This window comes from Salinibacterium sp. NG22, assembly GCF_015864925.1.
Taxonomy (GTDB): Bacteria; Actinomycetota; Actinomycetes; order Actinomycetales; family Microbacteriaceae; genus Rhodoglobus.
The window spans coordinates 1-26,812 of sequence record NZ_JADYWG010000002.1; the positions used below are offsets into that span (position 1 = coordinate 1).

The following is a 26,812-nucleotide window of genomic DNA, read 5'->3' on the forward strand; positions in this document are numbered from 1 at the left end:
AACTGCCCGGGACTTCCGCACCTTTGGGGTGACAAGAGGAAACATTACGTGCATTTTGCCCCCCTCGCCAACACCGCGTGCATCCCGGGCGCGTCGCACCGTTGCACCCCCTGAAACATGGGGATGTGCACCACTCACCAACCTCGTTCGCCGTGCCCTGATGCACAGGCCCTCGCCACATCCGACTCTCTCCACCTTTTTCGCGAGCCGCACCCTCGAGACGTGTGCGTACGCAAAGATGGTTTCGTGCCCAGTTTCACCACACGAGCCGCACGGCTCGACGACGCCAAAGAGCTCGCTAGCGTGCATACGCAATCCTGGAAAGAGACCTACACCGGATTGTTTCCTGAACAAGCCTGGAGCGATGAGGCTCGGCAGCGACGCGAAGCGATGTGGAACGAGCTCCTCACCGACGCGAACACGACAACAGTGGTGGCTGAGGTTCGTTCCCACATCATCGGATTCGCCCAGGCGCACCACAATCGCGATGACCCCGATCTGCCCTCCGAAGAGCTCGCCATGATCTATGTTCTCGCCAGTGCTCATGGCACGGGCGCAGGCCAGTCGTTGATCGACGCAGTGCTGGGAGGCGCAGCCGCAAGCGTCTGGGTGCTTGAACAGAATCCGCGCGCTCGCGCCTTTTATGCCAGAAACCGCTTCATGTACGACGGCACCGTTCGCGAAATGGATTTCAATCCGAACATCCGCGAACTCCGACTCGCTCGTTCATAGCGAAGACACTCCCCCGCGGACCTCGTGGCGACTAGACGCAACACGCCAATAATCATATTATTGGACAATCACAGGGTGTAGAGCTGCATTCGCGGCCCCACCGCTGCTTCAACGCAAGGGACTGCAATGACTTGGATGGTAACGGGCGGCGCCGGCTATATCGGCGCCCACGTAGCTCGCGCGCTACTGAATTCCGGAATGAAAACAGTGATCGTTGATGACCTCTCCAGTGGGTTCACGCGATTCATTCCGCAGGACGCCGTATTCGTGCAGGCCGACATCCGAGACAAAAATGCACTCATCGAAACGATGGCCGCCCACGACGTAACCGGCGTCATCCACGTTGCTGGCTACAAGTACGCCGGCGTCTCCGTGCAGCGGCCGCTCCACACGTACGCACAGAATGTCACCGGCACACTCGCCTTACTCGAAGCAATGCAGGAATCGAAGATCGACCAAATCGTGTTCTCCTCGAGTGCCGCCGTGTACGGGACACCGGATGTCGATCTGGTGACCGAAGACACAGCGAAAGATCCCCTCTCCCCCTACGGAGAATCAAAATTGATCGGCGAATGGCTATTGCGCGACGAAGCCGTTGCCACTGGACTGCGGCACACCTCGCTTCGCTACTTCAACGTCGTCGGTTCCGGCGACCCCGTTGTCTACGACACGAGCCCCCATAATCTGTTCCCCCTTGTCTTCGAAGCACTCGTCACGGGTAAGACACCGCGGATCAACGGCACCGACTACCCCACGCCAGACGGCACCAACGTGCGCGACTACGTACACGTTGCCGACATCGCCGCCGCCCACGTCGCTGCCGCCCGCCGGCTTGACGCTCATGAATCAATCGAGCCTGCCTACAACCTCGGCAGCGGAAACGGACTCTCCGTCGCAGAGATCATGACCGCTATCGCGACCGTCACCGGAATCGACTTCACCCCGGAGATCGCACCGCGTCGGCCCGGCGACCCGCCCCGCATCGTTGCTAATGGTGACCTTGCCGCCCGCGACCTCGACTGGAAAATGCGGCACACCGCAGAAGAAATGGTTCGAAGTGCTTGGGATGCTCGCCTTCGCGCCGACAATGACAGCGCTACCCAGGGAAGTGCAGAATGACTTCGAAGATCACCAAACGACCGACAACTCTTGCCGATGGTCGCGAGCTCATCTACTTCGACGACGCCGACACCACGCTGGGCGAGGAGCGATCGGTCGACAGCCGGGTGCTCGACCCTCGACCGGCTACCGCGACGATGCGACAAGACATCCTCACGGGAGAATGGGTCTCCGTGGCCGCGGCCCGACAGAACCGAGTCTTCCTCCCGCCCGCAGATCAAGACCCGCTGGCGCCACAAACTCCCCAGAATCCGTCAGAGGTTCCCGCACTCTACGACGTGGCGGTCTTTGAAAACCGTTCGCCATCATTCGGGCCAGACCTCGCCGGAAGCGAAAACAGCCCGACCGGGCTCGACGACCTTGCCGACCTCGGCCTCGGCCGCACCCGCAGCTCCATCGGGCGTTGTGAAGTGGTGTGCTTTAGCCCCGACCACGAAGGATCGTTCGGCACTCAAACCCCGAGCCGCGCTCGCACCGTTATTGAAGCGTGGGCGGATCGGACCGAGGCGCTCTCGGCACTCGACGGCGTGCAGCAGGTTTTCCCCTTCGAGAACCGCGGAGAAGCGATCGGCGTGACACTGCTTCACCCACACGGGCAGATCTACTCGTACCCGTACATCACGCCCAAAACACAGCGAACTCTGGATGCGATTGATCGCACCAGCCCCGACATGTTTCAGCGCATCCTCGACTTCGAACGCGCGGGCGACCGCGTCGTGCTGAGCGGAGAGCATTGGACCGCTTTCGTGCCGTTTGCGGCACGCTGGCCCATCGAAGTGCACATGCTGCCACACCGCCAGATTCCTGACTTCGCTGCAACAACCACTGAAGAACGCGACGAACTCTCCACAATGTATCTGAAACTGCTCCGTGGAATCGATGCGATCTATGACACCCCCACGCCCTACATCGCGGCGTGGCATCAGGCACCCGTGAACCGTGCGCGCGACGCCTTCCGCCTGCACCTCCAACTGACCTCGCCCCGACGCGCGGCAGACAAACTGAAGTACCTTGCCGGTTCCGAATCGGCAATGGGCGCCTGGATCGCTGACGTCACTCCAGAGGCCGCAGCCGAGAACATCCGAAAGGCAATCGAACGAGCATGAGCGACACAGTGCAGCAGCTACGCAAACGATTCAGCGAACTAACCGGACACGAGCCGGACGGGGTCTGGTCAGCACCGGGCCGCGTCAATCTCATCGGTGAACACACCGACTACAACGAAGGCTTTGTGCTGCCGTTCGCTATCGATCGCCGCACCCGCGCCGCCGTTGGGCTGCGCGCCGACGGCGTCATCCGCGTCACCAGCACGTTCGATGACACGTCAATTGAGGTTCCGCTTTCTGGACTCGACGCAACGCGTTCCGCGGGTGAAATCGTTGGCTGGAGCGCGTACCCGCTCGGCGTTGCCTGGGCCCTCGGCCAACACGGCGCCGACCTGAACGGTGTGCCGGGCGTCGATATCCTCATCGATTCCACCGTGCCCGTCGGCGCAGGCCTGTCGTCGTCGGCCGCAATTGAAAGCTCCGTAGCCTTAGCCCTCAACGACCTGTGGAAGCTCGGATTCTCGCGCGAGCAACTGGCGAAGGTAGGGCAGCTCGCCGAAAACGAAGTCGTCGGCGCCCCCACCGGAATCATGGACCAGTCTGCGTCTCTCTTAGGCGCTACAGATTCAGCAGTGTTTCTCGACTGCCGCTCCCTTGATGTCGAGGTCGTACCGCTCGGGCTTGCACCAGCGGAATTGAGCATTCTCGTGATGGACACACGCGTCTCGCACTCTCACGCCACCGGGGGCTACTCCGAACGCCGTGCATCCTGCGAAGCTGGCGCTGCCGCCCTGGGTGCTTCGTCGTTGCGCGATGTGAGCGTCGCCGATCTGGAACGCGCTCAAGAAATTCTTGACGATGTGACGTTCCGCCGAGTCCGTCACGTGGTCACCGAAAATCAGCGCGTGCTGGACACCGTTCGCGCCCTCAACGAAGAAGGCCCGCTCGCCATTGGTGCGCTGCTTGATGCATCGCACGTGTCGATGCGCGACGACTTCGAAATCTCCATCCCCGAACTCGATCTTGCCGTCGAAACAGCACGCGAACACGGCGCGATTGGAGCACGGATGACCGGAGGAGGCTTCGGCGGAGCAGCAATCGCTCTCGTTCCGCACGCCCGAGTGTCAGAAGTCGAAGTCGCGGTGAAGGAAGCCTTTGCAGCCCGCGGATTCACCGAACCCATGACGTTTACCGTGACTCCCTCTCAGGGAGCAGAACGGAACGATGCCAACTAGGCAGAGTCTCTGAAACTCACAACGCGACAACGACCGGTGGTGGAGATGGGGGGAATTGAACCCCCGTCCACTGCTGTAATTCTGTGCCTTCTACGGGTGTATCTTGTGCAGACGTTCTACTCGGCTCTGATCTTTGCCACAAGCACCTAGATCAACAAGCCCAGCCAGAGTGCAAGTCCCACGTAGCCCTCAGGCGTAACTACGCAGCAATCTCTCTAAATTGCGCCAGAATCCGGGTAGAGAGCATTCCCGGCCTGACGGACTTCTTTAGTGCGCTCGCTTAGGCAGCGAGGGCGAAGTCAGTGCGCTTTGAATTGGCACTTATAGTTTGCAGTCATCGTTAACGAGATAAGGCTGCATTCTCGACCCGCTTCTCACAGTTTTGCAGGCAATGTCGAAACCGATCATCCCCCCGTGTGGGTCGTTGTCGCGCTGTGGAGTTATCAATTGCTACCTAATGAACAGGTAGCCCTCTAGTGTAGGTCGGATTCGGCGCAGTAGCCAGCCCTGCACCCAGGCAGCGAACGCTGCCAGCGAACGCAACGCCCGCATCCAGTATCGGCGAAGTAGATTTGGTTCATGACCGATACAACTCAAGCCCTCCCCGCCAAAATCACTATGTTTGGCGCAGACTGGTGCCGCGACTGCGTGCGCTCCGAAGCACTTCTCAACTCGTTGAACATTGACTGGGAAAAAGTCGATGTGGAGAAAGATCCCACGGCAGCAGATCGCGCCCACGCCATCAGCGGCCGCCTCAACATTCCTGTCGTGCACTTCACTGACGGAACCTTCCAAGTGGAGCCCAGCGACAAGGAGCTGAAGGCCAAGCTCGAAGAACTCGGCGCCATCTAACAATGTCCCTCGTCATCACTGTTCGAGGCGAGCATGAATCGTGGCACCCTGCCGAACGCGGCATCGTGCATCTGGCGGTATCGATAGACGGTCCCGACCGGAGTGAGGTCTTCGATGCTGCACTGCAGTCGTCGAGTCGGGTGCATGCCCTCCTCGCCAAGCTCGCCTCGAACGATGGTGCAATTACGCGGTGGTCATCTGACACCGTGCGCGTCACCTCCCAACGGCCGTGGAATAACGCCGGCCAACAACTGCCGCTCGTGCACTCCGCCGCGATCGACTACATCGCGCGGTTCAAGGACTTTGACGCGCTCGCACTCTTCATCGAATACGTCAGTGCGGTCGACAACACTGCGGTGAAGTATGTCGAGTGGGAACTCACCGAAGAATCCACTCGTGCCGCACACGCACACACCCGACGCCTTGCCGTTACGGATGCCCTCACCAAGGCACACGAGTACGCAGCGAGTGTGGGGCTCACCGAGGTAACCGCTCTCGCCATTGCGGATCCAGGGATGCTCGACCACGTCGGTCCCGCAGGCGATCACGATCGCTTTGCCAGCGCTGCAGCCATGCGGATGTCAGGTGCGCCCTCGGATGGTGCCCAGCTGACGCTCAACCCCGAGAAGATCGCGATCTCGGCACGCGTCGAGGCGCGGTTCAGCGCACGCTAACGGGCGTGGAAACGGGTACAGAGACGAGAGCGGAAACGAAGTTCCGCTACTCCCCCATGTTTTTGCGGGCCGAAATCGCCCGGTCTGATTCGCGCTTGTCTTGGCGCTCACGCAGCGTCTGACGCTTGTCATACTCGCGCTTGCCCTTGGCAACAGCGAGCTCAACTTTGGCGCGGCCATCCAAGAAATAGATCGACAAGGGAACGAGCGTGTAGCCGCCCTGCTTGATCTTGTTGTGAATCTTCAGGATCTGCTCTTTGTGCAGCAACATTTTGCGCTTGCGACGCGGAGGATGATTGTTCCACGACCCCTGGAAGAACTCAGGAATATGCACCGCATCCAACCACGCCTCAGCATGGTCGTCGATATAGCCGTAGCCATCGATCAGGCTGGCGCGCCCTAACCGCAGAGACTTGACCTCAGTACCCGACAGCACAAGACCAGCCTCAAAGGTGTCTTCAATGCTGTAGTCGTGGCGCGCCTTACGGTTGCTGGCAACAACCTTTCGGTCACCTTCCTTGGGCATGGTTCACTTCTCTCTTCGATACGTTGGATGCTGCAATGCTACGGCGGATGCCGACAGTGCAGCAGACCAGTTTAGCGCGAGAGTGGCCCGGCGACTACACCTTGAGATAACGACTGATCGCGACGCCGGCGGATACCGCAGCAAGCGCAGCGCCGGAGACGATGAGAATGGGCACGACCAGCAGCGCCTCTTCCATTCCGAGCAGGCTTGTATTGAGGGGAAGCGTTGACGCCAGATAGCCGCGAACGAAGAACTGCACGATCGCGACAATCGCACCGCCTGCGAGGACTGACCCGATCAACGAGGCGAAAACACCCTCAAGGATGAATGGCGTCTGGATGAATCTGTTGGACGCACCCACGAGTCTCATAATGCCGAGCTCTCGCCGTCGAGAGAACGCGCTCAGCCGGATGGTCGTGGCAATCAGCAGCACCGCAGCCACCAGCATCAGACCAGCGACCCCAATCGCGGTGTAACTAGCGGCGTTCAGAATGGCAAAAATCGGTTCCAGATAGGCCCGCTGATCTTCGACACTCTCGACTCCCGCAAGCCCAGACAGACTCTCGATGAGCACATCGGCCTGCTCGGGATCGACGAGGTTCACCCGGAAGCTCTCGTTCAACGACTCCGGGGTAATGATGCCCTCGAACGTCGTGTCAGCGAACTGTTCCTTGAAGTTTTCGTAGGCCTGCTCGTGCGTCTCGAACTCGACCTCGTTGATGTACGGCGCGAGAGTCGGCGAATCGAGCTGTTGCTGCACCGACGCGATTTGATCTTCAGTCGCCTCAGCCAGGGTGCAATTGCCGGTCGTATCGATCTCGGTGCACATGTAGACCGCCACTTGCGCACGGTCGTACCAGTAGCCCTTCATCTGCCCGATTTGCATCTGCAGAAGAATGGATGCGCCCACGAACGTGAGCGAGATAAAGGTCACCAGAACGACGGAGACCACCATCGAGAGGTTCCGGCGCAGTCCGCTGCCGACCTCTCCTAAGATCAGTCCGAGCCTCATGCGTCGAGCCCCTCACCCTGAGATGACGGCGACGTCATCGGGCGCGCCGGAGACTGGGTCGCAGTCGGCGCGGCGCTCGTTGGCTTGCTCGCAGCAGGATGCGGAATACGCCCCTGAGTCGGAACAGTCTGGGTTTGATACCCACCCTGAAGTTCGTCGCGCACAATCTGACCGCCGATGAGTTCGATCACTCGGCGCTTCATCTGATCGACGATGCCGGCATCGTGGGTAGCCATCAGCACGGTCGTGCCGCCAAGGTTAATGCGCTCGAGGAGCGTCATGATTCCCGCAGCAGTAGCCGGGTCAAGGTTTCCGGTCGGCTCATCCGCAAGCATGATGGCTGGCTTGTTCACTACAGCGCGAGCGATCGCCACACGCTGCTGCTCACCACCCGAAAGTTCATGAGGAAAACGATTCGATTTACCGGCAAGACCGACCATTTTGAGAGCATCCGGAACAGCCTCCTGGATGAAACCCCGGCTCTTGCCGATGACCTGCAGCGTGAACGCCACATTGTCGAAGACCGTCTTGTTGGGCAGCAGGCGGAAGTCTTGGAAGACCACACCAAGGTTGCGACGGAAATAGGGCACCTTGCGGCTCGACAGCGTATTCAGGTGCTGACCGAGCACGTGGATGGAACCCTTCGTGGGGTTCTCCTCTTTGAGGATCAGCCGCAAAAAGCTCGACTTGCCCGAGCCAGATGCGCCAACCAAGAACACGAACTCGCCCTTAAGGATCTCAAGGTCAACAGAGTTCAGCGCCGGTCGTGTCGTGCCCGGATACGACTTCGAAACAGAATCAAAACGAATCATTTGGAGCCAGCCTAAGGAGCCGTGCCCAAGAACTCGGCAGCGACGCACCGCAGGCACGTACTCACAGGGTGGCCCAGTTCAGGGCACACCGGCACCGAAAGACGGAACAGTGGCGCCCCGGGTAAACCGGGCGGTCGTGGTTATTCGATGGTGCGCTTGCGCCACTTGATTCCGGCCGAGATGAAACCGTCAAGGTCACCGTCGAACACATTCGAAGGATTGTTGACCTCAAACTCCGTGCGGAGGTCTTTCACCATTTGATACGGCGCCAAAACGTAGCTGCGCATCTGATCGCCCCAGCTCGCCGTAATGACACCCGCGATTTCCTTCTTGGTGGCCGCTTCTTGCTCACGCTGCAGCAGCAACAGCCGCGACTGCAAAACCCGCATGGCGGCAGCACGGTTCTGAATCTGGCTCTTCTCGTTCTGACAACTCACCACAATTCCCGTGGGCAAGTGAGTGATGCGCACCGCGGAGTCCGTCGTGTTAACCGACTGGCCACCGGGGCCGGAAGACCGGAAGACATCGACACGGATGTCGTTCTCGGGAACTTCGACAACATCCGTCGTCTCAATAAGAGGAACAACTTCGACCGCGGCAAAACTCGTCTGGCGCTTGCCTGCCGAGTTGAACGGGCTCATGCGCACCAGACGGTGCGTGCCAGCCTCGACACTGAGCGTTCCGAAAGCGAAGGGAGCGTCGACCTCGAACGTGGCCGACTTGATGCCGGCTTCTTCGGCATAGCTCGTGTCGAGCACGCGTGTGGGATACGAGTGCTGCTCGGCGTACCGCAAGTACATGCGCAACAGCATTTCAGCGAAATCGGCGGCGTCGACGCCACCGGCTCCCGCGCGAATGGTGATGACAGCGGGTCGCTGATCAAACTCACCGTTGAGAAGGGTTTGCACCTCGAGGTCACCCAGAGTCTTCTTGATGCCCCTGAGTTCGGTGCGAGCATCCGCCGCTGCCTGATCGTCACTCTCTTCGTTGGCCAACTCGACCATGATCTCGAGATCGTCAAGGCGACTCGAAATGGAATTGATCTTGGCCAGCTCAGCCTGGCGGTGGCTCAGGTCACTCGTGACCTTCTGCGCCTTATCGGTGTCATCCCACAGATCGGGGGCACCAGCCGCCTCGCTCAATCGTGCGATCTCCGACGTGAGCCGGTCGGTGTCGACCACCTGGCGAATGTCCGCAAAGGTGGAGCGAAGCGCCGCGATGTCGTCAGAAAAGTCCAGTTCATCCATGTCACCAACCAGACTACCCGCGAACCCCACGCGACACCTGTTGGCCGAGTTCCCGTTCGCACGCACCCTCTGGCCCGCACGACATATTATGGACGGCGATGAGCACAACAGGACAACCCTTTAGCTGGCGCTCGATCGGGCTTCCCGTTCTCTTGCCGACACTGCTTTTTTCGATCGGTGAAGGCGCCATCATCCCGCTGATTCCGATCGCTGCCGACAGCCTCGGAGCGACCCTCGCGATAGCTGGCCTTGTTGCTGCAGTGCTGACGATCGGCGAACTGTTCGGCAACATCCCGAGCGGATGGCTCATCTCCCGGGTTGGCGAACGCCCGGCCATGATCGGCGCGAGTGCACTCTCCATCATCGGAGTAGTGATCGCGATTCTCGCCCCCAACCCCGTCGCACTCGGATTCGGTGTGCTGCTGCTCGGCCTTGCCGCCGCCGTGTTTGCTTTGGCACGACATGCTTTTCTCACGAGCTTCGTTCCCGTTGCCTATCGCGCCCGCGCACTCTCGACACTCGGCGGAACCTTCAGGCTCGGCGTCTTCATCGGACCGTTCATCTCGGCCGGGGTCATTCACCTCACCGGTACCGTGACTGCTGCCTTCTGGATTCATGTTGTGGCAGCACTAGCCGCCGCCGCGGTGCTCCTTCTCCTTCCCGACCCAGCAACGACCTTCGGCGCTGTACACACTTCCCGCATCAACAACCGCACACTGCGTGACGGTGAAGCGCTTGTAGAGCAGGAATCGCACGGGCTTTTCGCTACCGTGCGCCGCAATCGTGCGCTGCTCTCACGCCTCGGGCTTGGTGCCGCCGTCATCGGAGCAATGCGCGCGAGTCGTCAGGTGATCTTGCCGCTGTGGGCCGTCAGCATTGGGCTCGCCGACACCAACACCGCCATCATCATCGGCATCGCCGGTGCTGTGGACTTCGCCCTCTTCTACACGGGCGGCCAGATCATGGACCGCTTCGGCCGACTCTGGACCGCCGTGCCTTCCCTCGTCGGCCTTGGCATCGGCCACCTCGTGCTCTCCTTAACCCACGACTCAGCGCAGAACGTGGGTTGGTTCATCTTCGCCGCCATGTTCCTGTCGCTCGCGAACGGTTTGGGAAGCGGCATCCTGATGACCCTCGGTGCCGACCTTGCTCCGCAAGCCAACCCCGCCCCGTTCCTCGGAGCCTGGCGCTTTACCGGAGGCGTCGGCCAAGCATCCTCTCCCCTGCTTATCGCGGGGATTACGGCTGTGGCCTCCATCTCTTTCGCTGCGGGGGCTGTCGGGATACTCGGTCTCATCGGCGCCGGAATCATGGTGCGGTACGTGCCGCGTTACATCACGAAACCGCAGCGCTAGGCACCGAGATCTAGCCGGTACCAGCCGGTCTTCTCCGGCGAGCCCGGAGCCCTAGACTGGCGAAATGATCCCGAACAGCAACCTGATTGCCTTCGTGCTCATCGCGCTGCCGATCATCCTGATTCCCGGGCCTAGTGTGCTGTTCTTGATCGGGCGTTCGCTTTCGCTCGGAAAGCTCGGCGGCATCATCAGCTCGCTGGGAAATGCCACCGGCGGCGTCACTCTCGTCTTCGCCGTCGCCTTTGGCGTCGGCACGATCATCGCGCAATCCGTTATTGCGTTCACCGTCGTGAAATACCTCGGCGCCGCCTACCTGATTTACCTCGGTATTCAAGCGATTCGTCACCGCAACGCTCACACGACAACGGATGACGCAGCTCCCCGCCCACAGTCACGCTGGCGCATCTTCGGCCAAGGTTTCGTTGTCGGCATCACGAATCCCAAAGCGACCGTGTTTTTCGTCGCTGTTTTGCCGCAGTTCGTGAGCTTCGGAGCCGGGAACGTGCAACTGCAATTGCTCGTTTTGGGGCTGCTGTTTATGGCGATTGCTGTGGTGACAGACACGTCGTGGGCGATCGCTGCCGGTTTTGCGCGCGACTGGTTCGCGCGCTCACCGCAGAGAATCACCACCCTCAGCGCAACCGGTGGGGTGGCGTTGATTGCGCTGGGAGTGGGATCTCTATTTATCCCGCATGCTAAGCAATAGCGGCAATAACATCCGGAATCGGGGTCGACCCATCAGTGAACTCGATGGTCTGACCGATGGTGTTGTCGGCATCAATCACTTCGGCGAGAACCCGGGCCACGTTGTCGCGACTCGTGTGCTCGTCGGTGGCGTCATCGCCGACGCCGATCATGCCCGATGCTGGTTCACTCGAGAGTGAACCCGGGCCGACGATGGTGTACTCAAGGGGGCCCGTGCGGAGGTGTTCATCGGCAGCAGCCTTTGCTTCTGCATACGCGAAGAAAGCGTTGTCTTCGGGAACACCGTGGTCAAAACCGGCACCCTTGTACGAGACCATGACGTAGCGCTTGACGCCCGCGTGGGCAGCAGCATCCATGGTGCGGATGGCCGCGTCACGGTCAACTGAATAGGTGCGTTCGGGGCTCCCCCCACCAGCGCCCGCCGAGAACACAACGACATCGTGTCCCGTAAAGACTTCAGAGAGCTCTTCGGCACTGAGTGCCTCAATGTCTGCAATGACGGGCATGGCGCCCGTGGCGCTGATGTCAGCCTCCTGCTCAGGCTTGCGGACCAACGAGTGCACGTGGTGACCGCGAGAGGTGAGAAGCTCGGCCAGACTCAGGGCAATCTTGCCGTGGCCCCCGACGATAGCGATTCGTTTCATGGCTAACTCCTTTGCTTCGGTGATGCGCCTGCGAAAAGCGCACCATCCACGCTACGGATCGAAACTCCCTGTTCGCTGGGTGGAGTGTGATCGCGGGCTGGAGGATTGCGGTGTGCTCGCGACCGACCTCCAGAGAACGCTACGAAAAGACCGAGCGAGCGTTAGCCGTAACTTCGATACGCAGCCCCTCCGGGACCAAGAGCGAGACGAACGGTGGCTTCCAATAGGCAGACAGCGAGACCGTCGCGCTGGAACTGTCGACGCTCGTCGCTTGCTCGATGGTGAGCCCGTCGAACTCTGCGGTCGGGGCGGCAGCGACATACTCCCCCACCGCGTCCGCGACCTTGGTGGGCGTCAATTGCGGGCGAAACCCCTGGGGCGTTCGCAGCACATCGTCGAGATCGTAGGATTCTGCTCCGACGAGAGCAGCGCCATCCGCCAGTGTGAAGAGTCGTTTGCGTTCCAGATAGAGCGAGGTTGCCGCGACCACCAGAAAGATGAGCACGAGAGAGAGGAAGCCATAGAAGATGGTGAGCAGGAGTGCAGAACCATCGTCGTCGCGCAGCCCATCGCGCCGGCTCACTAGCGCGACCCCGCAAACTGAGAAACCTGCTGCGTTGCGGCCGCATCGAGCGGCACCTCTAGAGGAAATGACCCAGTCAAGACCGGCGGCGCCAGCGGGAGCGGCACAGCAATTGCCACCTGCACGGTGACGAAGTTGTGGCGGGAAAGACAATCGCTGGGATCGGGCGCGCACGAGATGGTGACCGCCGCGCTTGCGGCATCCACGTTGTGATTGTCGAGGGCGAACTCGACCGCGCGCGACGCCGCCGCGTTTGCCTCGCTGAGAGTGTCAGCCTGAACGAACACACGCGCCGCCTGGCGGGCAGCGCCCTCAGCGGCAAGAGCTGCGGACTGAATCGCGGACATCGTGAGCACCAGATACACGAGCGGGATGAGCATCACCATGCCGACCGTAATGAACTCCAGGGATGACGAACCCCGTTCATCAGCGAACCTGCTCGATTGCCGCATGGGCCGACACCTCCAAGCCATCGCTAATACCGATAAGGCCAAAGAGCGGGAGCGGAGCTCGTACGGTGATGAGCACGGCGGGTTGCCCGAGGTGGGATGTGGTGCTTGCGCTCACCTCCGACGCATAGCCGGGCGACAGCGCGGTTGAGATGAGGTCACGAGTGCGAGTGACGCCATCGCCCAACGAGGTGTCGGCAAGGGAGGCGTAGCGCGCACCCTCGGCCGCGGCATCCAACACCGTGTTGCGGATGTGCAGGGCAAGAGCCAGCTGGATGACACTGAGTGTCAACACCGTCAGCAGAGCCGAAACGAGAACGAACTCCACCACGGCGGACCCGGATTCGTCAGCGCCTAGCCGTCTGCCGCGTTCGCGCCAGCGCGCACGCATTAGAAGCCGGTGACGCGATCAATTGCCTGTTCAAAAACCGAGCTGAGTGCTGGACCCGCAAGACCCCAAATAATGACCACAAGACCTGCGGTCATGAGAGTAATCAGCACCCAGCCCGGTACGTCTCCTCGCTCTGACGTGAGCGCTCGGGTGCTTCGGGTTAGCCCGCTCTTCAGATTGAATTGAGATGATTTCACTCTGTAATCATTGAGCGAAACACAATTGTGCGTAAAGATTTTCCACAACGAGCGGGAGCGACTAACCAGAGACGACGCGGCGCGACTCCCCGCGCGGGCCGCTCCCCCGTTCGCTATTCTTCGGGCGCGTCTCGCTTTGCCTTGTCCTGCAACTCGGCTTGCAGCGCCTGCAACCGCTCGACCTCGTCTTCGACGATGGCGTCTGCCTGCGCGATGTTGTCAGGCGATACCAATCCGGTGTCGGCAAGAATCGCGTCTTCGGTGACCTGCGAGATTCCGCCGCCAGACTGCGCGGCTTTCTTGCGGAGGCGATCGAGTGCCGCGCGAAGGGGGTGCACGGGTTCGCGAAGCAGCGGTTCTTCGACCTCGAGGCCATAGAACGTGCCAATCTGGTCCACGAACTGAGCGCGTTGAGCGCGATCGTAGGCACGCCGCTCTCGGCTGAACGCCGTCACCGTGGCTGCACACATCATGAGCATCACGACGCTGAAGGGCAATGCAGACAGAATTGCCGCCGTTTGCAAAGTCTGCAGCCCCCCTGTCACCAGGAGAGCGATTGCCAAGAATGAGGCAAGCAGCGCGAAGAAGATCCGGATGCGCTTGGGTGGTTCTGCCGAGCCACCGGTTGCGATCATCGACATCACGAGGGCACCAGAATCCGCCGAGGTGACAAAGAAGATGCCGATAAGCAGGATCGCTCCGAATGTGAGAGCGGTTCCCGCTGGCAACCCCGCGAGAAGATCGAATAACGCCGAATCGGCATCCACCGATCCATCTGCGGCGACGAGCCCGCCCTGACCGTAGAGCTCACGGTAGATGGCATTTCCGCCGAGAACGCTGAACCAGAGAAAGGTAAGCACGGTCGGGACGAGCATGACGCCGCCCACGAACTCGCGCACGGTGCGACCTTTTGACACCCGCGCAATGAAGACGCCAACGAACGGTGCCCACGACATCCACCAGCCCCAGTAGAAGGTGGTCCAGCCTGCCTGCCACTGTTCGCCAGCATCGCCCTGGTAGGCGCTGACGTTAAAAGCGAGGCCGATGAAGCCTTGGAGATAGTTACCCATGGACTGAACGAACTCGCGGAACAGGAACGCCGTGGGACCGACGATCAGGAGGAATACCAAAAGCACCGCAGCGAGCAGGAGATTAGTAGTGGAGAGCCACTTCATGCCGCGGCCGATACCCGACACCAGCGACAGGATGGTGAACGCGATGATGACGACGATGACGGAGATCTGGGTGGTGAGGTTCGATTCGGCGATGCCAGTCTTTTCGAGACCGGCAGAGATCTGAAGCACGCCGAGACCGAGAGACGTAGCAACACCGAACACGGTACCGACGAGCGCGATGACGTCGATGAGGTTGCCCCAGCCGCCCCGAACGCGCTTGCCGAGCAGCGGCTCAAGAGTCCAGCGTATCGAGATGGGGCGACCGCGACGATGAATGGCGTACGCGAGGGCGAGGCCGACCACCACGTAAATAGCCCAGGCGTGCACACCCCAGTGCAAGAACGTTTGACTCATCGCCTGCTGGGCGAGCTGAATCTCCGTGCCCGAAACACCAGGACGCGGGTTCGCGAAATGGCTGAGCGGTTCGGCAACACCATAGAAAACGAGGCCGATGCCCATGCCCGCGGCAAACAGGAAGGAGATCCAGGCGATCATCGAGAACTCAGGCTCGTCGTCATCCTTTCCCAATTTAATATCGCCGTAGCGACTAAACCCCAGATACAGCGCGAAGGCCACAAAGAAGGCCGCGATGAGCACGTAATACCAACTGAAAGAGTTGATAACGCTCGACTGCAGCGACGTGAAGACCGCGTTCGCGAGATTCGGAGCGATGATCGAGAACGCCGTGATCGCGATGATCAGCCCTGCTGCTGGCCAGAAAACCCAGGGGGCGAGCATCCGCGTCGCTATAGGTCTCTGCGGCAGATCAGTCTCTGTGGGGGTTGTCGATTCTGCGGTCATGAGATCTCCGATCGCGTGGCAATTGCTGCATCAACAGTACAGAGCGATTGCGCGTAAATCACACTGCGACGAGGGTTCTTTCGCGCTACTGCTCCGATTGGAAGCGGTAACCGAGCTGCCAGCGGGCGCTGTCAATGGTGTCGAGAATCGCGACGGTTTCGTCGAGCGAGTGCACCGGCGACTCAGTGAGCCCCTGCGCCACAAATCCGGCGAGCGCCGTTGCCTGGTAGCTGAGACCGCGGTGGCCAACTACTCCGGTCTCGTCTTTCCAGTGAATTGATTCGCCGTTGAAGCCCGGCTTTGAGAGCGTCAGCGAAGTGGGCGTGAAGAAGCCGTTGCCGACCTCCAGCAGCGCCTCGGTGCCGGCGACGGATGCCGTGATGGGGGTGCGCGCGAGCAACGTGGTGTTGAGCTGGGCCTGAGCCGCGCTCGCATAGCTGAGGGTAAGGAGAGATTGAGCATCCACCCCACTCTCGATGAGCGACCCCACATTGTGCACGGCAGAAGGTGCGCCCAGAATCTGTGATGCGAAGGCGATCGGGTAAATGCCGAGGTCGAGCAGGGCTCCTCCCCCGCTGTCGAGCGAGCGAACCCGGTGCCCCTCAGGAATGTGCTGGCCGTGGTCGGCGGTGACGAGGTGAATATCGCCCAAGGTTCCGTCAGCAACAAGTTGGTTGATGATTGAGGTTTGGGGCAGGTAGCGAGTCCACATCGCTTCCATCGCGAACACCCCGGCGGCCCGGGCTGCGGCCACAATCTCGCGCGCTTCGGCACCGGTCATGGCGAACGGCTTCTCCACCAGAATGTGCTTGCCCGCGGCGATCGACTGCAGCGCTAGATCGCGGTGAACGTGTTGCTGCGCGGCGATGTAAATCACGTCGACGTCGGGGTTGGCCAACAGCTCGGCATAGTCGCCGTAGGCCTTCTCGATGCCCCAGGTGTTCGCAAAGTCTTGGGCACGATCAAGGCTGCGGGATGCCACGGCCACGAGCTTCTGCTCAGTGTGTGCGTGCACCGCCTCCGCGAACGTCGCGGCGATTCCACCGGGCGCCATGATGCCCCAGCGCAGTGCCGGAACGGAGTCTGCTGCGGGAATGATCGGGGCCGGGAACGTGGTGGGGAACACAAGCATCCTTCTCGTTGGGGAGGACTGCGGCGGCGCAGGCCTCGACCAGTCTAGGACTCGAACAGGCGTAGGCCCATGTGCGCAGTTGGCCTCCGAAGTGGGCGCCCAGAAGAGCGATCTCCGCCCGAACGACCCGGGGCTAGGACTGCTTCTGCTAGCGTCAGCCCTTTGTGCTTGGGATTACCTCTCCTGCAGCTCCTCCACCCGACCAACCGGAGAACTATCGTGATTCCTCGCCCTAAAATCTTGCCCAGCATTACCGCTGTCGCCCTTGCGCTTGCCTTGACTTTCGCCGGCGCACTGCCAGCGAACGCCGCCGCAACGTACCTCGTCAACAGTTGGGGCGGCATGCCAGACGCGTTCGCTTACGCGTCCGATGGCGGCACCGTGAAACTCATTGCCGATATCGTTGCTCCGGCAGGCAGGTCAATAACGGTCAAACCGGGCGAATCGATCACGCTTGACCTCAACGGGCATGACCTCACCGTCAACAATGACGTCCCTGACTCTCTGGCGGCGATTGAGGTTCCCAGCACCTCCACGCTCACCATCGTTGCCCCCGGCGGCGGAACGCTCACAGTAACCGGAGGCCGGTACAGTGCGGGCATCGGCGGCAATGAAGGCAACGCTGGCGGCTCCGTCATCGTTAACAGTGGCACCATCACCGCACAAGGCGGCCGCTTCGGCGCGGGCATCGGCGGCGGAGACGGAGGCGACGGCGGCACCACCACCGTCAACGGCGGCACCATCACCGCAACCGGCGGCTACCACGGCGCAGGCATCGGCGGCGGCCAGGAAGGCGACGGCGGCTCCGTCATCGTCAACAGCGGCACAATCCTCGCAACCGGCGGCTACCACGGCGCAGGCATCGGCGGCGGCCTTAACGGCAACGGCGGCACCACCACCAACAGCGGCACCATCACCGCAACCGGCGGCAACAGAAGCGCAGGCATCGGCGGCGGCCTTAACGGCAACGGCGGCACCACCTCTCAGAGCGGCGGCACCATCAGCGCGATCGGAGGCTTCGCGGCCGCAGGCATCGGCGGCGGCCAGGAAGGCGACGGCGGCACCACGACCGTTAGCGGTGGCACGCTAGACGCAACCGGAGGCGGCAGTGGCGCGGGCATCGGCGGCGGATATCAGGGCAACGGCGGCACCACCATCCTCACCGGAGGCACCACCACCGCTACCGGCGACAACTCAGGCGCAGGCATCGGCGGCGGCCAGAACAGCTTCTCCTCTGGAGTACTCGACATTCATGGCATCGGCGCACCAGGGGCAGCTACTAATGGTGGAGACCCGAACGGTGCCCTCATCACCAATTCCACGACTCCGGCAGGGATCGGTTATACGGCCGCTACCGCCACTGTTGGCTCCGGCGGTCAGATCAGTGTCGAATTCGTGCGCATCGCGACCTTCGACGCGGCCGGCGGAACGGCAACCGACACCGCATTTGTTGCCATCGGCGACACTCTCACCGAACCCACCGACCCCACCCGCACCGGCTACACCTTCGCCGGCTGGACAGTCAGCGGCGCCGCCTACGACTTCACCACCCCGGTGACCACGCCACTGACGCTGACCGCAACGTGGACAGAAGTGCCCGCCAGCTACATCATTAGCTTCGATGCCGCTAACGGAACAACCACAGCAGACGCGTCAGTCTCCGATGGCGACACCCTCAGCGCACCCACCGACCCCACCCGCACCGGCTACACCTTCGCCGGCTGGACAGTCAGCGGCGCCGCCTACGACTTCACCACCCCGGTGACCACGCCACTGACGCTAACCGCGACGTGGACAGAAGTGCCCGCGACCGGTGGCGCCCCCACCGCTGACGTCACGCTCGCCGCTACAGGTTTTGCGTTAGCGCCCCACCTCTCCGTAGGTGCAACATTGCTCGTGGCCGGCTTCGCCCTCCTCGTGCTTCGCCGACGCGTCACCGCCCGGCAGCGATAGCGCAACACGAGTCCCCCGCGAACCCGCGCTGCGTTCCCAGTAACGCAACTTGTGGAAAACCTGAGACATGATTCAGGTTTCACTGTACGGTGATTCTGACGGTGCGTCGCTCGACGGCGGCTGCCGTCAGCGTCGCGCTTTTGTCGCGGCGCGCAATGCGGCCGGGACATCCGCGCAATGACGCACGGAGCGAAGACCGCATTGCGACGTGCGGAGGTATTCCGAATGTCCACTGTTAAACGCCGGCTCACCATCCCGGCAGTACTCGCCTCTCTCGCCCTCGTCAGCGCCACGCTGGCCGGAGCGCCACTCGCGGCCCAAGCGATCACGTGTCCACCCGGTTTCGAGATGCTGCCGGGGTGCAGCAACTCGTCCGATCCCGGCGGCTCCAACGCTGTTCCGGGAACGTGGTCCACCGAAACGGTTGCCGGGATGAGCACTCGTATCTACACGCCATCCACTGCCGCCGAACTGCCGGCCGGACGCGCCCTCATGATCAGCCTCCACGGCTGCGCCCAGAAAGCGAGCGACTTCCAAGCGAACGCCAACTGGGTGGCCGCCGCCGAAGACTACGGAATGATCGTCGCCCTCCCCGATGCGCCCAACGGTGGCGTCGTGTTCGGCTGCTGGGACTACTACGACTCCAATCACTCCCGCAGCAACCCTGCGCGGCACGATGACAATCTGCTGAACCTCGCCACAACGTTGAGCGCGCGTGCTTCTCTCGGCATCGATGCCGACCAGGTCTATATTTCTGGGTTGTCATCCGGTGGCGGAGAAACCATGGTGATGGGATGCCTCGCCCCCGACATTTTTGCGGGCATGGGTATCAATGCGGGCCCCACGGTGGGCACCACGTCGGGCCAGATCTCGAGTGTCGCAGTGTCGAAGGCGCAGGGTACGAACACGTGCACCACCTTCGGCAGCGGCAACACTGCGGCTTTCTCCACACAACTCACCTCGGTGATTTACGGCAGCAATGACTCCACCGTCTCGACCGGCTACAACACCTTGAACGGCCAGATCATGGCCGGCATTTATGGGGCATCCAGCACGTCAACGTTTAGTTTGAGCGGCTTAGCTGGCAACAACACTGCTGGCTCGGGCACGCTTTATTCGGATGCCGCGGGGCCACGGGTTTCGGTGATTCAGAACTCGAACCTCGGCCACAACTGGCCAGCGGGCGCAGGCACGGGAGGAACGTACATCAACGCCAATAGCCTTGACTACCCGGCGTACGTGACCGAGTTCTTCTTCGACAACAACCGCCGCGTCGACCGGACTGGTACGCCAGATCCGGACCCGACGCCCACGCCAACACCGACCTCTACAGCGACACCCACGCCCACGCCCACGCCCACGCCGGATCCTGCGACGTGTTTCACCGCCACCAACGCTCAACATGCTGCGGCCGGGCGCGCATTTGCCTACGGGGTCAATCCTTACAACCCGTACTACGCGAAAGGGTCGCTGAGCTACCTCGGCCAGGGTGACTCGACCATCACGAGCCTCTCGCAGGTCTCCGCGAATAGCTGGACGAAAACGACTAGCTGCGGCTAGCACTGAACCGCGCTGACGCTCAGGGAGAGTGTCTCCAGAACGACTTTCGTTCTGGAGATACTCGACCGCGGAACCTGTCTGTGCAGCAAAAGTTAGCAAACTGGCCCCGCACCCGGCATGCTTAAGCGGTGACCGACAAAAGTGCGCCCGCGATCCTCTCGCTCGAGCGCCTGCGGGCCTCCCTTGCCGATGCGGGCTTGACGCTGCCGCTCGAGGGCATTGTGGCGCAGCGGGAGCTGGCCGCCGCATCCGTGCGTCAGATTGACGACTACATTCGGCCACGGCTAGCTGATTTGGATGCTCCGCTGGTGGCTGTCGTGGGCGGCTCGACGGGCTCGGGCAAGTCCACAATCGTAAACGCCCTGCTCGGTGTTGCCACGACTCGTGCCGGAGTCATCCGCCCCACGACGCGTCAGCCCATTCTTGTTCACGCGCCCGTCGATGCCGGTTGGTTTGCGAGCGACCGTATTTTGCCGGGGCTCGCGCGAGTGCGCGGGCGGGTGAGCGCGCCGGGTACGCCCGCATCGAACGCCGGAGACATTCCCGAAGAGTCACGCATTGGCGAGCTCATGCTGCTCGAACACGAGAGCGTTCCGCGTTCGCTCGCGATTATTGACGCGCCCGACATCGACTCGGTTGCCGACGAGAATCGCGCTCTGGCCTCCCAATTGCTCGCTGCCGCCGACCTGTGGTTGTTTGTTACGACCGCCAACCGCTACGCCGATGCTGTGCCGTGGCGACTCCTCGAAAGCGCTGCAGCACGATCGATCACGGTGGGGATCGTGCTCAACCGCGTGCCCCCCGGCGCCGTTGACGAAGTGCTGCCCGACCTGCGCGAGATGCTCACCGCGCGCGGTCTGTCTGACGCTCCCGTGTTCACCATCGACGAGCAGCAACTCGACGAGCTCGGAATGCTCCCGGCCAGTGCGGTCGATGGCCCGCGCGCCTGGCTCGAAGGAATCGCCAGCGATCGCGAAGCCCGCACGCGCATCGCCGCCCGCACCCTGAGCGGCGCGATCAGCGACCTTGACCGACACGTGAGCCTCATTGCGGATGCCCGGCAGCAGCAACTCGACTGGCTCGACTCTGCGCACGCGGCCACCGCTGCGCACTACGAGACCGCGATCAAGGCCGTGGACGAAGCCACCCAGAACGGCGCACTGATGCGCGGTGAGGTGCTGGCACGGTGGCAAGACTTCGTGGGAACATCCGACTTCTTTCGCAAAGTGGATTCGTGGTTCTCGCGCACCCGCGACAAAGCGACCGCCTGGATCACGGGCAAACCGAGCCCCGTTGTTGACGTCGAAACCCAGATCGAGACCGGTTTGCAGGCTGTCATCGTTGACCAAGCCGGGCGGGCGGCTGCGGCTGTGTGGGCCGACCTCGAGCGCAGCGCTCCCGGTCGCTCGATCGCGGAGCAGCATCCGACGTTGTCAGCGGAGAGCCCGGAGCTGCGTCAGGCCACGACGGCGATGATTCGTGATTGGCAGGGTGCGCTGATGCAGCTCATCCATGACAATGCGGGCAACAAGCGCATCCGGGCACGAGTGCTTTCGCTCGGCCTGAATGTCGTGACGGTGGCGCTCATGATTGTCGTCTTTGCGTCAACCGGTGGCCTGACGGGCGGCGAAATTGCGATCGCCGGTGGCTCCGCTGTGCTCGGCCAAAAACTGTTGGAGACCGTCTTCGGCGAGGATGCCGTGCGCCACCTTGCGAGCCAAGCACGCCTCGATTTGCAGGAGCGCGTGCGCGCCCTCTTCGATACCGAGATCGCACGCGTGGATGCGGCGATGGAGTCGCTGCGTTTCGGTGCTGACCCTGAATCCTTGCGACGCGAATCGCAGGTGCTCATCGACGATGTGGCGCGCGCGGCGAGGAACGACTCGTGAGCGCGGCCAAGCCGAGCCTCGATGAGCGAATTGCGGCTCTGCGCACCGTAACCGAGGCGGGGGTCGGGCGCATCCCCTCCGAGCTTATGGATGACGCCCGCGCGCTCTTGCGGCAGGCGGAGGCACGTCGCTCGCGCTCCTCCGAACACACTGTGGTTGGCGTTTTCGGTGCGACTGGTTCAGGCAAATCAAGTCTCGTGAATGCGCTCGTTGGCGCTGAGGTGGCGGTCGCTCATGTGCGCCGCCCGACTACCTCGCAGCCCCTTGCTGTGCTCTGGGATGCCGCGGGTTCTGCCGCCCTGCTCGACTGGCTAGATATTCGCGAGCGTGTCGAACGCCCCACTCCGATTGACCCTCGCGCCTGCAAGCTCGTGCTCGTTGATCTTCCCGACGTCGACTCGGTCGAGGCCAGCAATCGTGCCGTCGCCGAACGACTAGCCGGCCAAGTGGACGCTCTGATCTGGGTCGTAGATCCACAGAAGTATGCCGACGATGTGTTGCACGCGCAGTTCATTGCGCCGCACGCTCGCCATGCTGCCGTGACGCTGGTCGTGCTCAACCAGGTCGACCTGTTGAGCACGGAAGATCGTGCCGCCGTCGTGACGTCGCTGCAGGCGATTGTCGAGCGCGATGGTCTCCCCCGTGCCCGCGTCCTTCCCGTAAGTGCTCGCACCGGCGAAGGTGTTGATGCTCTGCGCACGGCGATTGGCGACCTTGCCGCTTCGAAGGCGGTGCGGGATGCGCGGCTGAGCGCCGACGTGCAGACCATCGCTGCGCGCATCGAGGATCCCGGCACTCCGCAGAAGGTCACCGCGAAGAGCACAGCCCGATTGCGTGACGAGGTTGGCACCGCTGCAGGGGTCGATATCGTGGCATCCGCGGTCGCACGCTCGTACCGCAAGCGTTCCGGGCAGGCGACAGGCTGGCCGCTCGTGTCGTGGATTGGTCGCTTGCGCGCTGACCCGCTCACTCGGCTAGGTCTTGGCCCGAAGCGTCGCGGCGATGACCCCGATGTTCACCGCACGAGCATGCCGCTACTGAGTGCCGGCGCCCAGGCTCGGATGTCGATGGCCGTGCGCACCTTCACCGACGAAACCGTTGCCAGCGTTTCGCCTCCGTGGCGGGCTGCCGCCCGCGCCACCGCGGAGCAGACTCTCGATGCTCTGCCCTCGACTCTCGATCTCACGATCGCCCGCACGCCCTTGCCCGCGAAGGGTTCGTGGTGGTGGGTGCTGGTCGGCATCGTGCAGTGGATCGCCGTCGTGATCGGATTGGGTGGAGCCCTCTGGCTCGTCGGTGCCGCGCTGCTACCGACATTTGGCTTGCCAGCATTCCCGCTTCCCGCCGTTGAGGAAGGCCCGCTGACGGGGTGGGCGATACCGACGCTGCTGCTCATTGCCGCAGTGCTGATCGGAATTCTGCTCGGCCTGATCTCGGCCGTTCTCAGCGCTCTGACTGCCGGCGGCCGTCGCCGCCGGGCTCGCCGCCGTCTTCTCACCGCCGTCGACGAAGTCGTGCAGCGGGATGTTGTGGCTCCCGTGGTTGCGGCACTTGAGCAGGCACGTGCGGTGTCCGCCGCGCTGCAGATCGCTCGTCGCTAGCGCGTCAGCGTCAGCGGTGCTAGAACCCCACCTGCAGCACGAAGATGCCGGGGAAGATCGCGAAAGCAATCGTGATGGGCAGGATAAGGAACACGAGCGGGAAGAGCATCGCGACCTCCTTCTTGCCGGCGAGCTCGAGCAGTTCACGCTTGGACTCTTCACGAGCATCCTGAGCTTGAGCTTGCAGCACTTCAGACAGCGGACTACCGCGATCGAGGGCTCCCAAGATTTGGTCGACACAGCGCGAGAACGGGGCGAGTTCCAACTCGCGGGCGAGCGCACCCAGCGTCTCGCCAAAAGGAAGGCCCGTGTTGACCGAGGAGACCACGCGAGAGAGCTCTCGCGACAGCTCACCGCCGCCGACGTGCGAAACGCGACGGACAGCATCCAAGATTCCCTCGCCAGCCGACAGGCTGAGGGCCAAGAACTCGAGCACGACCGGTAGCTCTGCAGTGAGACGACGGATTCGGTTCTTGGCTGCGCGTTGCAGCAGATAGTCACGCAGTGTGATGCCTGCAACTCCGCCGACAACCACCAGCACTGCTTGGGCCGCGAATGGCACCTGTTGCCGATTCGCGACGGCAATATCGAAAGCGACGCCCGCCATCGCACCGCCGAGAACGGCCAGGAGTTGCTGCGAGCGGTAGGCCTCGAGGGTGAGCTCGGAGCCAGATTGGCGGAGCCGTCGCAGAATCTGGTCGCTGCCGCCCACCACCGACGCGAGAGTCTCGCGCAACCAGCGCGCAACAGGAACGAGCAGTACGCCCAACACCGGCAGCGGCCCGACCGAGCGGGGGGCCAAATGTTCCCGTGCGCCGGCGGAGACGTCAATGACGTAGGGCGCCACTCTTGTCGCCAAGGTGGGTCGGCTCAGCCGCGGGATGAGACTCAGAATCGACCACAGACCGAGCCCGCCGGCGATTCCGGCGACAAGTGCCCAGGCCAGCGCGTCACTCATGCGAACCACCGCGGCTGATCGGGAAGGCGACCAATGCCCGCCATGATTCGATACGCAACAACAGAGAGAACCAGCCCGGCGACAATCAGGGCAGCACCGCCCGCTGAGTTGTAAGCGAGTGCGGCTTCAGGCCGTGTGGTGAGCAAGAACAGCACCACCCATGGTGCGGCCAGACCAAGCCGCGCCGCATTCATCACCCATGATTGGCGCGCTTCGATCTCCGAACGAATAGCTGCCTCCTGGCGTAAGTAGACGCTGAGGCTGCGAAGAACGTTCGTAAGTTCGCTTCCGCCCACTTCGCGCGACATCCGCAAGGTTTCAAGGATGCGGTCGGCGACCGGGTCGGCGAGCGCCACTTTGAGTTCGTCGACGGCTACCGAGAAGTTTCCTGTTGCCCGATAGCGAACGGCGAAGGCGACGAAGGCGGCGCGCGTTACCGCTGGCCCCGTCTGGGCGAGTGTCATGAGGCTGTCGGGAAGAGCAAGCCCCGACCGCACTGCCGACACCAACTGGTCAACGACATCGGGCCACACCACGCGAGTGGCCCGGCGACGCATGCGAGCACGCCAGCCAATTCCGAGCGTCGGCATCACAAGGGCGGCCGTGGCAGCACACAGCACGACGGCGATCACCGATGTCAGCACAAAGGTGATGGCTGCTACAGCGAAGCTCAATGCGAGTGACACGATCACGACAACTACCGGACTAGTGGTGGGGAGCCCCGCCTGCACGAGTCGCTCGCTCAGGCGAAGCGAGAACGCCGAACGACCACGCACCCGGAGTTCGCCCGTAGCCGGCCAGAGAAAGGTAGCCGCGATAAGGACGACACCGACCGCGAGCACGATGCCCAACATCAGGCTCATGCGACAACCTTCAACAAGTGCGAGACAGCGTCGATGCCTGTGGCCTGAAATTTGGAGAGCCGCGCGGGCACGGCACCCGTGTGGGCGAGCGTGCCGTCCACGATGCGGAAGAGCAGGCTGCTGTCGATAACCCCGTCGCTGACCTCACCGGTGAGCGAGGAGATTTCGACCACGCGTCTCGTGCCGTCGGCGGTCAGTTCACAATGCACCACGACATCCACTGAACTGGCCACCGTTGGCACCACAAAGCTGGAGTCGATGTTGCGGCCAGCAAGCAGCGGAAGTGTGCACAGTTTCACGAGAGCCTCGCGCGCACTGTTGGCGTGAATGCTCGACATGCCCGGCAAACCGCTATTGAGCGCGATAAGAAGGTCGAGCGATTCGGCATCGCGCACTTCGCCCACGACCAGTCGTTCGGGACGCATGCGCAACGCTTCTTTGATGAGGCGACGCAGGCTGATCTCGCCCGTGCCTTCGAGGCTGGGTTGGCGACACTGCATGCCGACGTGGTCGTGACTGGCAACGCTCAGCTCGAAGGTTTCCTCGACCGTAACGACTCGCTCGTTCGGTCGGGCCGCCGCCAGCAAGGCGTTGAGCATGGTGGTCTTGCCGCTCTGCGTTGCGCCCGAAACCACAATGTTCTGCCCCGACAGCACGCACAGCCGCAAATAGTCGGCCGCGTGCTGGGTGAGGCTGCCGAGTTCGACAAGGCGATCAAGATCGCGGATGCTCCGGCTGAACTTGCGCACGTTGACGGCCCAGTGGCGCCGGGTGACATCCGGAATCACGACGTGCAGTCGCGAACCATCGGGCAGCGAAGCGTCGACGAACGGTGAACTCAAGTCAACGCGGCGGCCCGAGGTTTGCAGCATGCGCTCCACCAGATCACGAACCTGACCATCAGTGAGACGGATGCCGGTGAACTCGGGAACCCCGTTGCGGGCCACGAAGATCTGCTCAGGCCCGTTAATCCACAGCTCCTCAACGGTGTCATCGTCGAAGAACGGCTGGAGCGGACCGTACCCGGTCAGCGCCGCCACCACCTCGCGGGCGGCCTGAGCTTCATCCGCCAGCAACGGCACCGACCCGCCCAGCGCACGCTCGCTGTAGCGGCGAACCTCATCACGCACATACCGCGAGGCAAGTTCGCTGTCCCGCGACAGATCAACGCCGTCACGGCGAACCCTCTGGCGAACCTGATCGGCGATGGTCGTCAGAGCGTTAGACATGCTCATATTGTGCGGAGTGAGCGGCCAGCGCTTCGGCCGTTGTCCACAGGAACCACGCTGCGGCAGGTTCGA

26 protein-coding genes and 1 other RNA gene are annotated in these 26,812 nt (G+C 62.3%); 12 read left to right on the forward strand and 15 right to left on the reverse strand.

Translation table 11 applies throughout. The features are described 5' to 3' along the window. Positions 1–246: 246 nt before the first annotated feature. The 4 genes from I6E81_RS14490 to galK all read left to right on the forward strand — a co-directional run bounded on the left by I6E81_RS14490 (position 247) and on the right by galK (position 4,132). Positions 247–732 (forward strand): GNAT family N-acetyltransferase, encoded by a 486-nt coding sequence (locus tag I6E81_RS14490; RefSeq protein ID WP_197107240.1) that lies wholly within the window; start codon positions 247–249, stop codon positions 730–732. Positions 733–858: 126 nt separating this feature from the next. Next, positions 859–1,851: a UDP-glucose 4-epimerase GalE gene (gene galE / locus I6E81_RS09645; protein ID WP_197107241.1), complete on the forward strand. Its 993-nt coding sequence runs from the start codon at positions 859–861 to the stop codon at positions 1,849–1,851. Beyond that, positions 1,848–2,957, forward strand: coding sequence for a galactose-1-phosphate uridylyltransferase (gene galT, locus I6E81_RS09650; protein WP_197107242.1), 1,110 nt, complete (start codon positions 1,848–1,850; stop codon positions 2,955–2,957). The genes galE and galT overlap by 4 nt, the downstream gene beginning before the upstream one ends. Beyond that, on the forward strand, positions 2,954–4,132 hold the full coding sequence (gene galK, locus I6E81_RS09655) for a galactokinase (protein WP_197107243.1): 1,179 nt from the start codon (positions 2,954–2,956) through the stop codon (positions 4,130–4,132). The genes galT and galK overlap by 4 nt, the downstream gene beginning before the upstream one ends. Positions 4,133–4,169: 37 nt before the next feature. On the opposite strand, the gene ssrA is transcribed toward galK, so the two are convergent. Beyond that, positions 4,170–4,544, reverse strand: a transfer-messenger RNA (tmRNA) gene (ssrA, locus tag I6E81_RS09660). Between the two features lie 167 nt (positions 4,545–4,711). Here ssrA and I6E81_RS09665 point away from each other — a divergent pair. Beyond that, positions 4,712–4,984 carry a glutaredoxin domain-containing protein gene (locus I6E81_RS09665; RefSeq protein WP_197107244.1) on the forward strand — a complete coding sequence of 91 codons (273 nt, stop codon included), beginning with the start codon at positions 4,712–4,714 and terminating at the stop codon, positions 4,982–4,984. 2 nt (positions 4,985–4,986) lie between these two features. Then, positions 4,987–5,658, forward strand: coding sequence for an SIMPL domain-containing protein (locus tag I6E81_RS09670; RefSeq protein ID WP_197107245.1), 672 nt, complete (start codon positions 4,987–4,989; stop codon positions 5,656–5,658). Positions 5,659–5,704: 46 nt separating this feature from the next. Here the strand turns inward: I6E81_RS09670 and smpB are convergent, their stop codons facing one another. From smpB to prfB, 4 genes are all read right to left on the reverse strand, one after another. Then, a complete protein-coding gene (gene smpB, locus I6E81_RS09675) occupies positions 5,705–6,184 on the reverse strand; it encodes an SsrA-binding protein SmpB (protein WP_009771737.1) in 480 nt (159 codons plus the stop codon). Between the two features lie 94 nt (positions 6,185–6,278). Continuing rightward, positions 6,279–7,196, reverse strand: coding sequence for a permease-like cell division protein FtsX (ftsX, locus tag I6E81_RS09680; protein ID WP_197107246.1), 918 nt, complete (start codon positions 7,194–7,196; stop codon positions 6,279–6,281). Then, positions 7,193–8,008, reverse strand: a complete 816-nt coding sequence (gene ftsE, locus I6E81_RS09685) for a cell division ATP-binding protein FtsE (protein WP_197107247.1) — start codon at positions 8,006–8,008, stop codon at positions 7,193–7,195. The genes ftsX and ftsE overlap by 4 nt, the downstream gene beginning before the upstream one ends. Before the next feature lie 140 nt (positions 8,009–8,148). Continuing rightward, positions 8,149–9,255: a peptide chain release factor 2 gene (prfB, locus tag I6E81_RS09690; RefSeq protein ID WP_197107248.1), complete on the reverse strand. Its 1,107-nt coding sequence runs from the start codon at positions 9,253–9,255 to the stop codon at positions 8,149–8,151. Positions 9,256–9,353: 98 nt separating this feature from the next. Between prfB and I6E81_RS09695 the strand changes: the two genes are divergently transcribed. Continuing rightward, positions 9,354–10,610, forward strand: coding sequence for an MFS transporter (locus I6E81_RS09695; protein WP_197107249.1), 1,257 nt, complete (start codon positions 9,354–9,356; stop codon positions 10,608–10,610). A gap of 64 nt (positions 10,611–10,674) precedes the next feature. Then, positions 10,675–11,316, forward strand: coding sequence for a LysE family translocator (locus I6E81_RS09700; RefSeq protein ID WP_197107250.1), 642 nt, complete (start codon positions 10,675–10,677; stop codon positions 11,314–11,316). Here I6E81_RS09700 and I6E81_RS09705 read toward each other — a convergent pair. The 7 genes from I6E81_RS09705 to I6E81_RS09735 all read right to left on the reverse strand — a co-directional run bounded on the left by I6E81_RS09705 (position 11,306) and on the right by I6E81_RS09735 (position 16,687). Then, a complete protein-coding gene (locus I6E81_RS09705; RefSeq protein ID WP_197107251.1) occupies positions 11,306–11,959 on the reverse strand; it encodes an SDR family oxidoreductase in 654 nt (217 codons plus the stop codon). The two genes, I6E81_RS09700 and I6E81_RS09705, sit on opposite strands and share 11 nt — an antisense overlap. 139 nt (positions 11,960–12,098) lie before the next feature. Beyond that, positions 12,099–12,542 (reverse strand): Tad domain-containing protein, encoded by a 444-nt coding sequence (locus tag I6E81_RS09710; RefSeq protein WP_197107252.1) that lies wholly within the window; start codon positions 12,540–12,542, stop codon positions 12,099–12,101. Beyond that, positions 12,542–12,994 (reverse strand): hypothetical protein, encoded by a 453-nt coding sequence (locus I6E81_RS09715; RefSeq protein WP_197107253.1) that lies wholly within the window; start codon positions 12,992–12,994, stop codon positions 12,542–12,544. Before I6E81_RS09715 ends, I6E81_RS09710 begins: the two co-directional genes overlap by 1 nt. Continuing rightward, the gene (locus I6E81_RS09720) at positions 12,969–13,382 is read right to left on the reverse strand and encodes a TadE/TadG family type IV pilus assembly protein (protein ID WP_197107254.1); all 414 of its coding nucleotides are present in this window, start codon (positions 13,380–13,382) and stop codon (positions 12,969–12,971) included. The genes I6E81_RS09715 and I6E81_RS09720 overlap by 26 nt, the downstream gene beginning before the upstream one ends. Further along, complete coding sequence (locus tag I6E81_RS09725; protein WP_197108612.1) at positions 13,382–13,579, reverse strand: hypothetical protein; 198 nt, start codon at positions 13,577–13,579, stop codon at positions 13,382–13,384. The genes I6E81_RS09720 and I6E81_RS09725 overlap by 1 nt, the downstream gene beginning before the upstream one ends. 113 nt (positions 13,580–13,692) lie before the next feature. Further along, on the reverse strand, positions 13,693–15,555 hold the full coding sequence (locus tag I6E81_RS09730; RefSeq protein WP_197107255.1) for a BCCT family transporter: 1,863 nt from the start codon (positions 15,553–15,555) through the stop codon (positions 13,693–13,695). An 85-nt stretch (positions 15,556–15,640) separates the two neighbouring features. After that, positions 15,641–16,687: a Gfo/Idh/MocA family protein gene (locus I6E81_RS09735; RefSeq protein WP_197107256.1), complete on the reverse strand. Its 1,047-nt coding sequence runs from the start codon at positions 16,685–16,687 to the stop codon at positions 15,641–15,643. A 219-nt stretch (positions 16,688–16,906) separates the two neighbouring features. Here I6E81_RS09735 and I6E81_RS14560 point away from each other — a divergent pair, with 219 nt between their 5' ends. From I6E81_RS14560 to I6E81_RS09755, 4 genes are all read left to right on the forward strand, one after another. Then, complete coding sequence (locus I6E81_RS14560; RefSeq protein ID WP_197107257.1) at positions 16,907–18,640, forward strand: InlB B-repeat-containing protein; 1,734 nt, start codon at positions 16,907–16,909, stop codon at positions 18,638–18,640. A gap of 225 nt (positions 18,641–18,865) precedes the next feature. Further along, the gene (locus I6E81_RS09745) at positions 18,866–20,200 is read left to right on the forward strand and encodes a PHB depolymerase family esterase (protein ID WP_231604123.1); all 1,335 of its coding nucleotides are present in this window, start codon (positions 18,866–18,868) and stop codon (positions 20,198–20,200) included. Between the two features lie 128 nt (positions 20,201–20,328). Next, positions 20,329–22,089, forward strand: a complete 1,761-nt coding sequence (locus I6E81_RS09750) for a dynamin family protein (RefSeq protein WP_197107259.1) — start codon at positions 20,329–20,331, stop codon at positions 22,087–22,089. After that, a complete protein-coding gene (locus I6E81_RS09755) occupies positions 22,086–23,690 on the forward strand; it encodes a GTPase (RefSeq protein ID WP_197107260.1) in 1,605 nt (534 codons plus the stop codon). The genes I6E81_RS09750 and I6E81_RS09755 overlap by 4 nt, the downstream gene beginning before the upstream one ends. 19 nt (positions 23,691–23,709) lie before the next feature. Here I6E81_RS09755 and I6E81_RS09760 read toward each other — a convergent pair whose 3' ends face one another. Genes I6E81_RS09760 through I6E81_RS09770 form a run of 3 tightly spaced genes read right to left on the reverse strand, consistent with a single transcriptional unit; the run spans position 23,710 to position 26,746 of the window. Next, the gene (locus tag I6E81_RS09760) at positions 23,710–24,648 is read right to left on the reverse strand and encodes a type II secretion system F family protein (RefSeq protein ID WP_197107261.1); all 939 of its coding nucleotides are present in this window, start codon (positions 24,646–24,648) and stop codon (positions 23,710–23,712) included. Next, positions 24,645–25,511, reverse strand: a complete 867-nt coding sequence (locus I6E81_RS09765) for a type II secretion system F family protein (RefSeq protein WP_197107262.1) — start codon at positions 25,509–25,511, stop codon at positions 24,645–24,647. Before I6E81_RS09765 ends, I6E81_RS09760 begins: the two co-directional genes overlap by 4 nt. After that, the gene (locus I6E81_RS09770) at positions 25,508–26,746 is read right to left on the reverse strand and encodes a CpaF family protein (RefSeq protein WP_197107263.1); all 1,239 of its coding nucleotides are present in this window, start codon (positions 26,744–26,746) and stop codon (positions 25,508–25,510) included. Before I6E81_RS09770 ends, I6E81_RS09765 begins: the two co-directional genes overlap by 4 nt. Positions 26,747–26,812: the final 66 nt, after the last annotated feature.

Excerpts from the sequence above, each read along its gene's own strand:
- galE (WP_197107241.1), top strand. The coding sequence starts at position 859 with ATGACTTGGATGGTAACGGGCGGCGCCGGCTATATCGGCGCCCACGTA.
- galT (WP_197107242.1), top strand. The coding sequence starts at position 1,848 with ATGACTTCGAAGATCACCAAACGACCGACAACTCTTGCCGATGGTCGC.
- galK (WP_197107243.1), top strand. The coding sequence starts at position 2,954 with ATGAGCGACACAGTGCAGCAGCTACGCAAACGATTCAGCGAACTAACC.
- I6E81_RS09665 (WP_197107244.1), top strand. The coding sequence starts at position 4,712 with ATGACCGATACAACTCAAGCCCTCCCCGCCAAAATCACTATGTTTGGC.
- I6E81_RS09670 (WP_197107245.1), top strand. The coding sequence starts at position 4,987 with ATGTCCCTCGTCATCACTGTTCGAGGCGAGCATGAATCGTGGCACCCT.
- smpB (WP_009771737.1), bottom strand. The coding sequence starts at position 6,184 with ATGCCCAAGGAAGGTGACCGAAAGGTTGTTGCCAGCAACCGTAAGGCG.
- ftsX (WP_197107246.1), bottom strand. The coding sequence starts at position 7,196 with ATGAGGCTCGGACTGATCTTAGGAGAGGTCGGCAGCGGACTGCGCCGG.
- ftsE (WP_197107247.1), bottom strand. The coding sequence starts at position 8,008 with ATGATTCGTTTTGATTCTGTTTCGAAGTCGTATCCGGGCACGACACGA.
- prfB (WP_197107248.1), bottom strand. The coding sequence starts at position 9,255 with ATGGATGAACTGGACTTTTCTGACGACATCGCGGCGCTTCGCTCCACC.
- I6E81_RS09695 (WP_197107249.1), top strand. The coding sequence starts at position 9,354 with ATGAGCACAACAGGACAACCCTTTAGCTGGCGCTCGATCGGGCTTCCC.
- I6E81_RS09700 (WP_197107250.1), top strand. The coding sequence starts at position 10,675 with ATGATCCCGAACAGCAACCTGATTGCCTTCGTGCTCATCGCGCTGCCG.
- I6E81_RS09705 (WP_197107251.1), bottom strand. The coding sequence starts at position 11,959 with ATGAAACGAATCGCTATCGTCGGGGGCCACGGCAAGATTGCCCTGAGT.
- I6E81_RS09715 (WP_197107253.1), bottom strand. The coding sequence starts at position 12,994 with ATGCGGCAATCGAGCAGGTTCGCTGATGAACGGGGTTCGTCATCCCTG.
- I6E81_RS09720 (WP_197107254.1), bottom strand. The coding sequence starts at position 13,382 with ATGCGTGCGCGCTGGCGCGAACGCGGCAGACGGCTAGGCGCTGACGAA.
- I6E81_RS09730 (WP_197107255.1), bottom strand. The coding sequence starts at position 15,555 with ATGACCGCAGAATCGACAACCCCCACAGAGACTGATCTGCCGCAGAGA.
- I6E81_RS09735 (WP_197107256.1), bottom strand. The coding sequence starts at position 16,687 with ATGCTTGTGTTCCCCACCACGTTCCCGGCCCCGATCATTCCCGCAGCA.
- I6E81_RS09745 (WP_231604123.1), top strand. The coding sequence starts at position 18,866 with ATGTCCACTGTTAAACGCCGGCTCACCATCCCGGCAGTACTCGCCTCT.
- I6E81_RS09760 (WP_197107261.1), bottom strand. The coding sequence starts at position 24,648 with ATGAGTGACGCGCTGGCCTGGGCACTTGTCGCCGGAATCGCCGGCGGG.
- I6E81_RS09765 (WP_197107262.1), bottom strand. The coding sequence starts at position 25,511 with ATGAGCCTGATGTTGGGCATCGTGCTCGCGGTCGGTGTCGTCCTTATC.
- I6E81_RS09770 (WP_197107263.1), bottom strand. The coding sequence starts at position 26,746 with ATGAGCATGTCTAACGCTCTGACGACCATCGCCGATCAGGTTCGCCAG.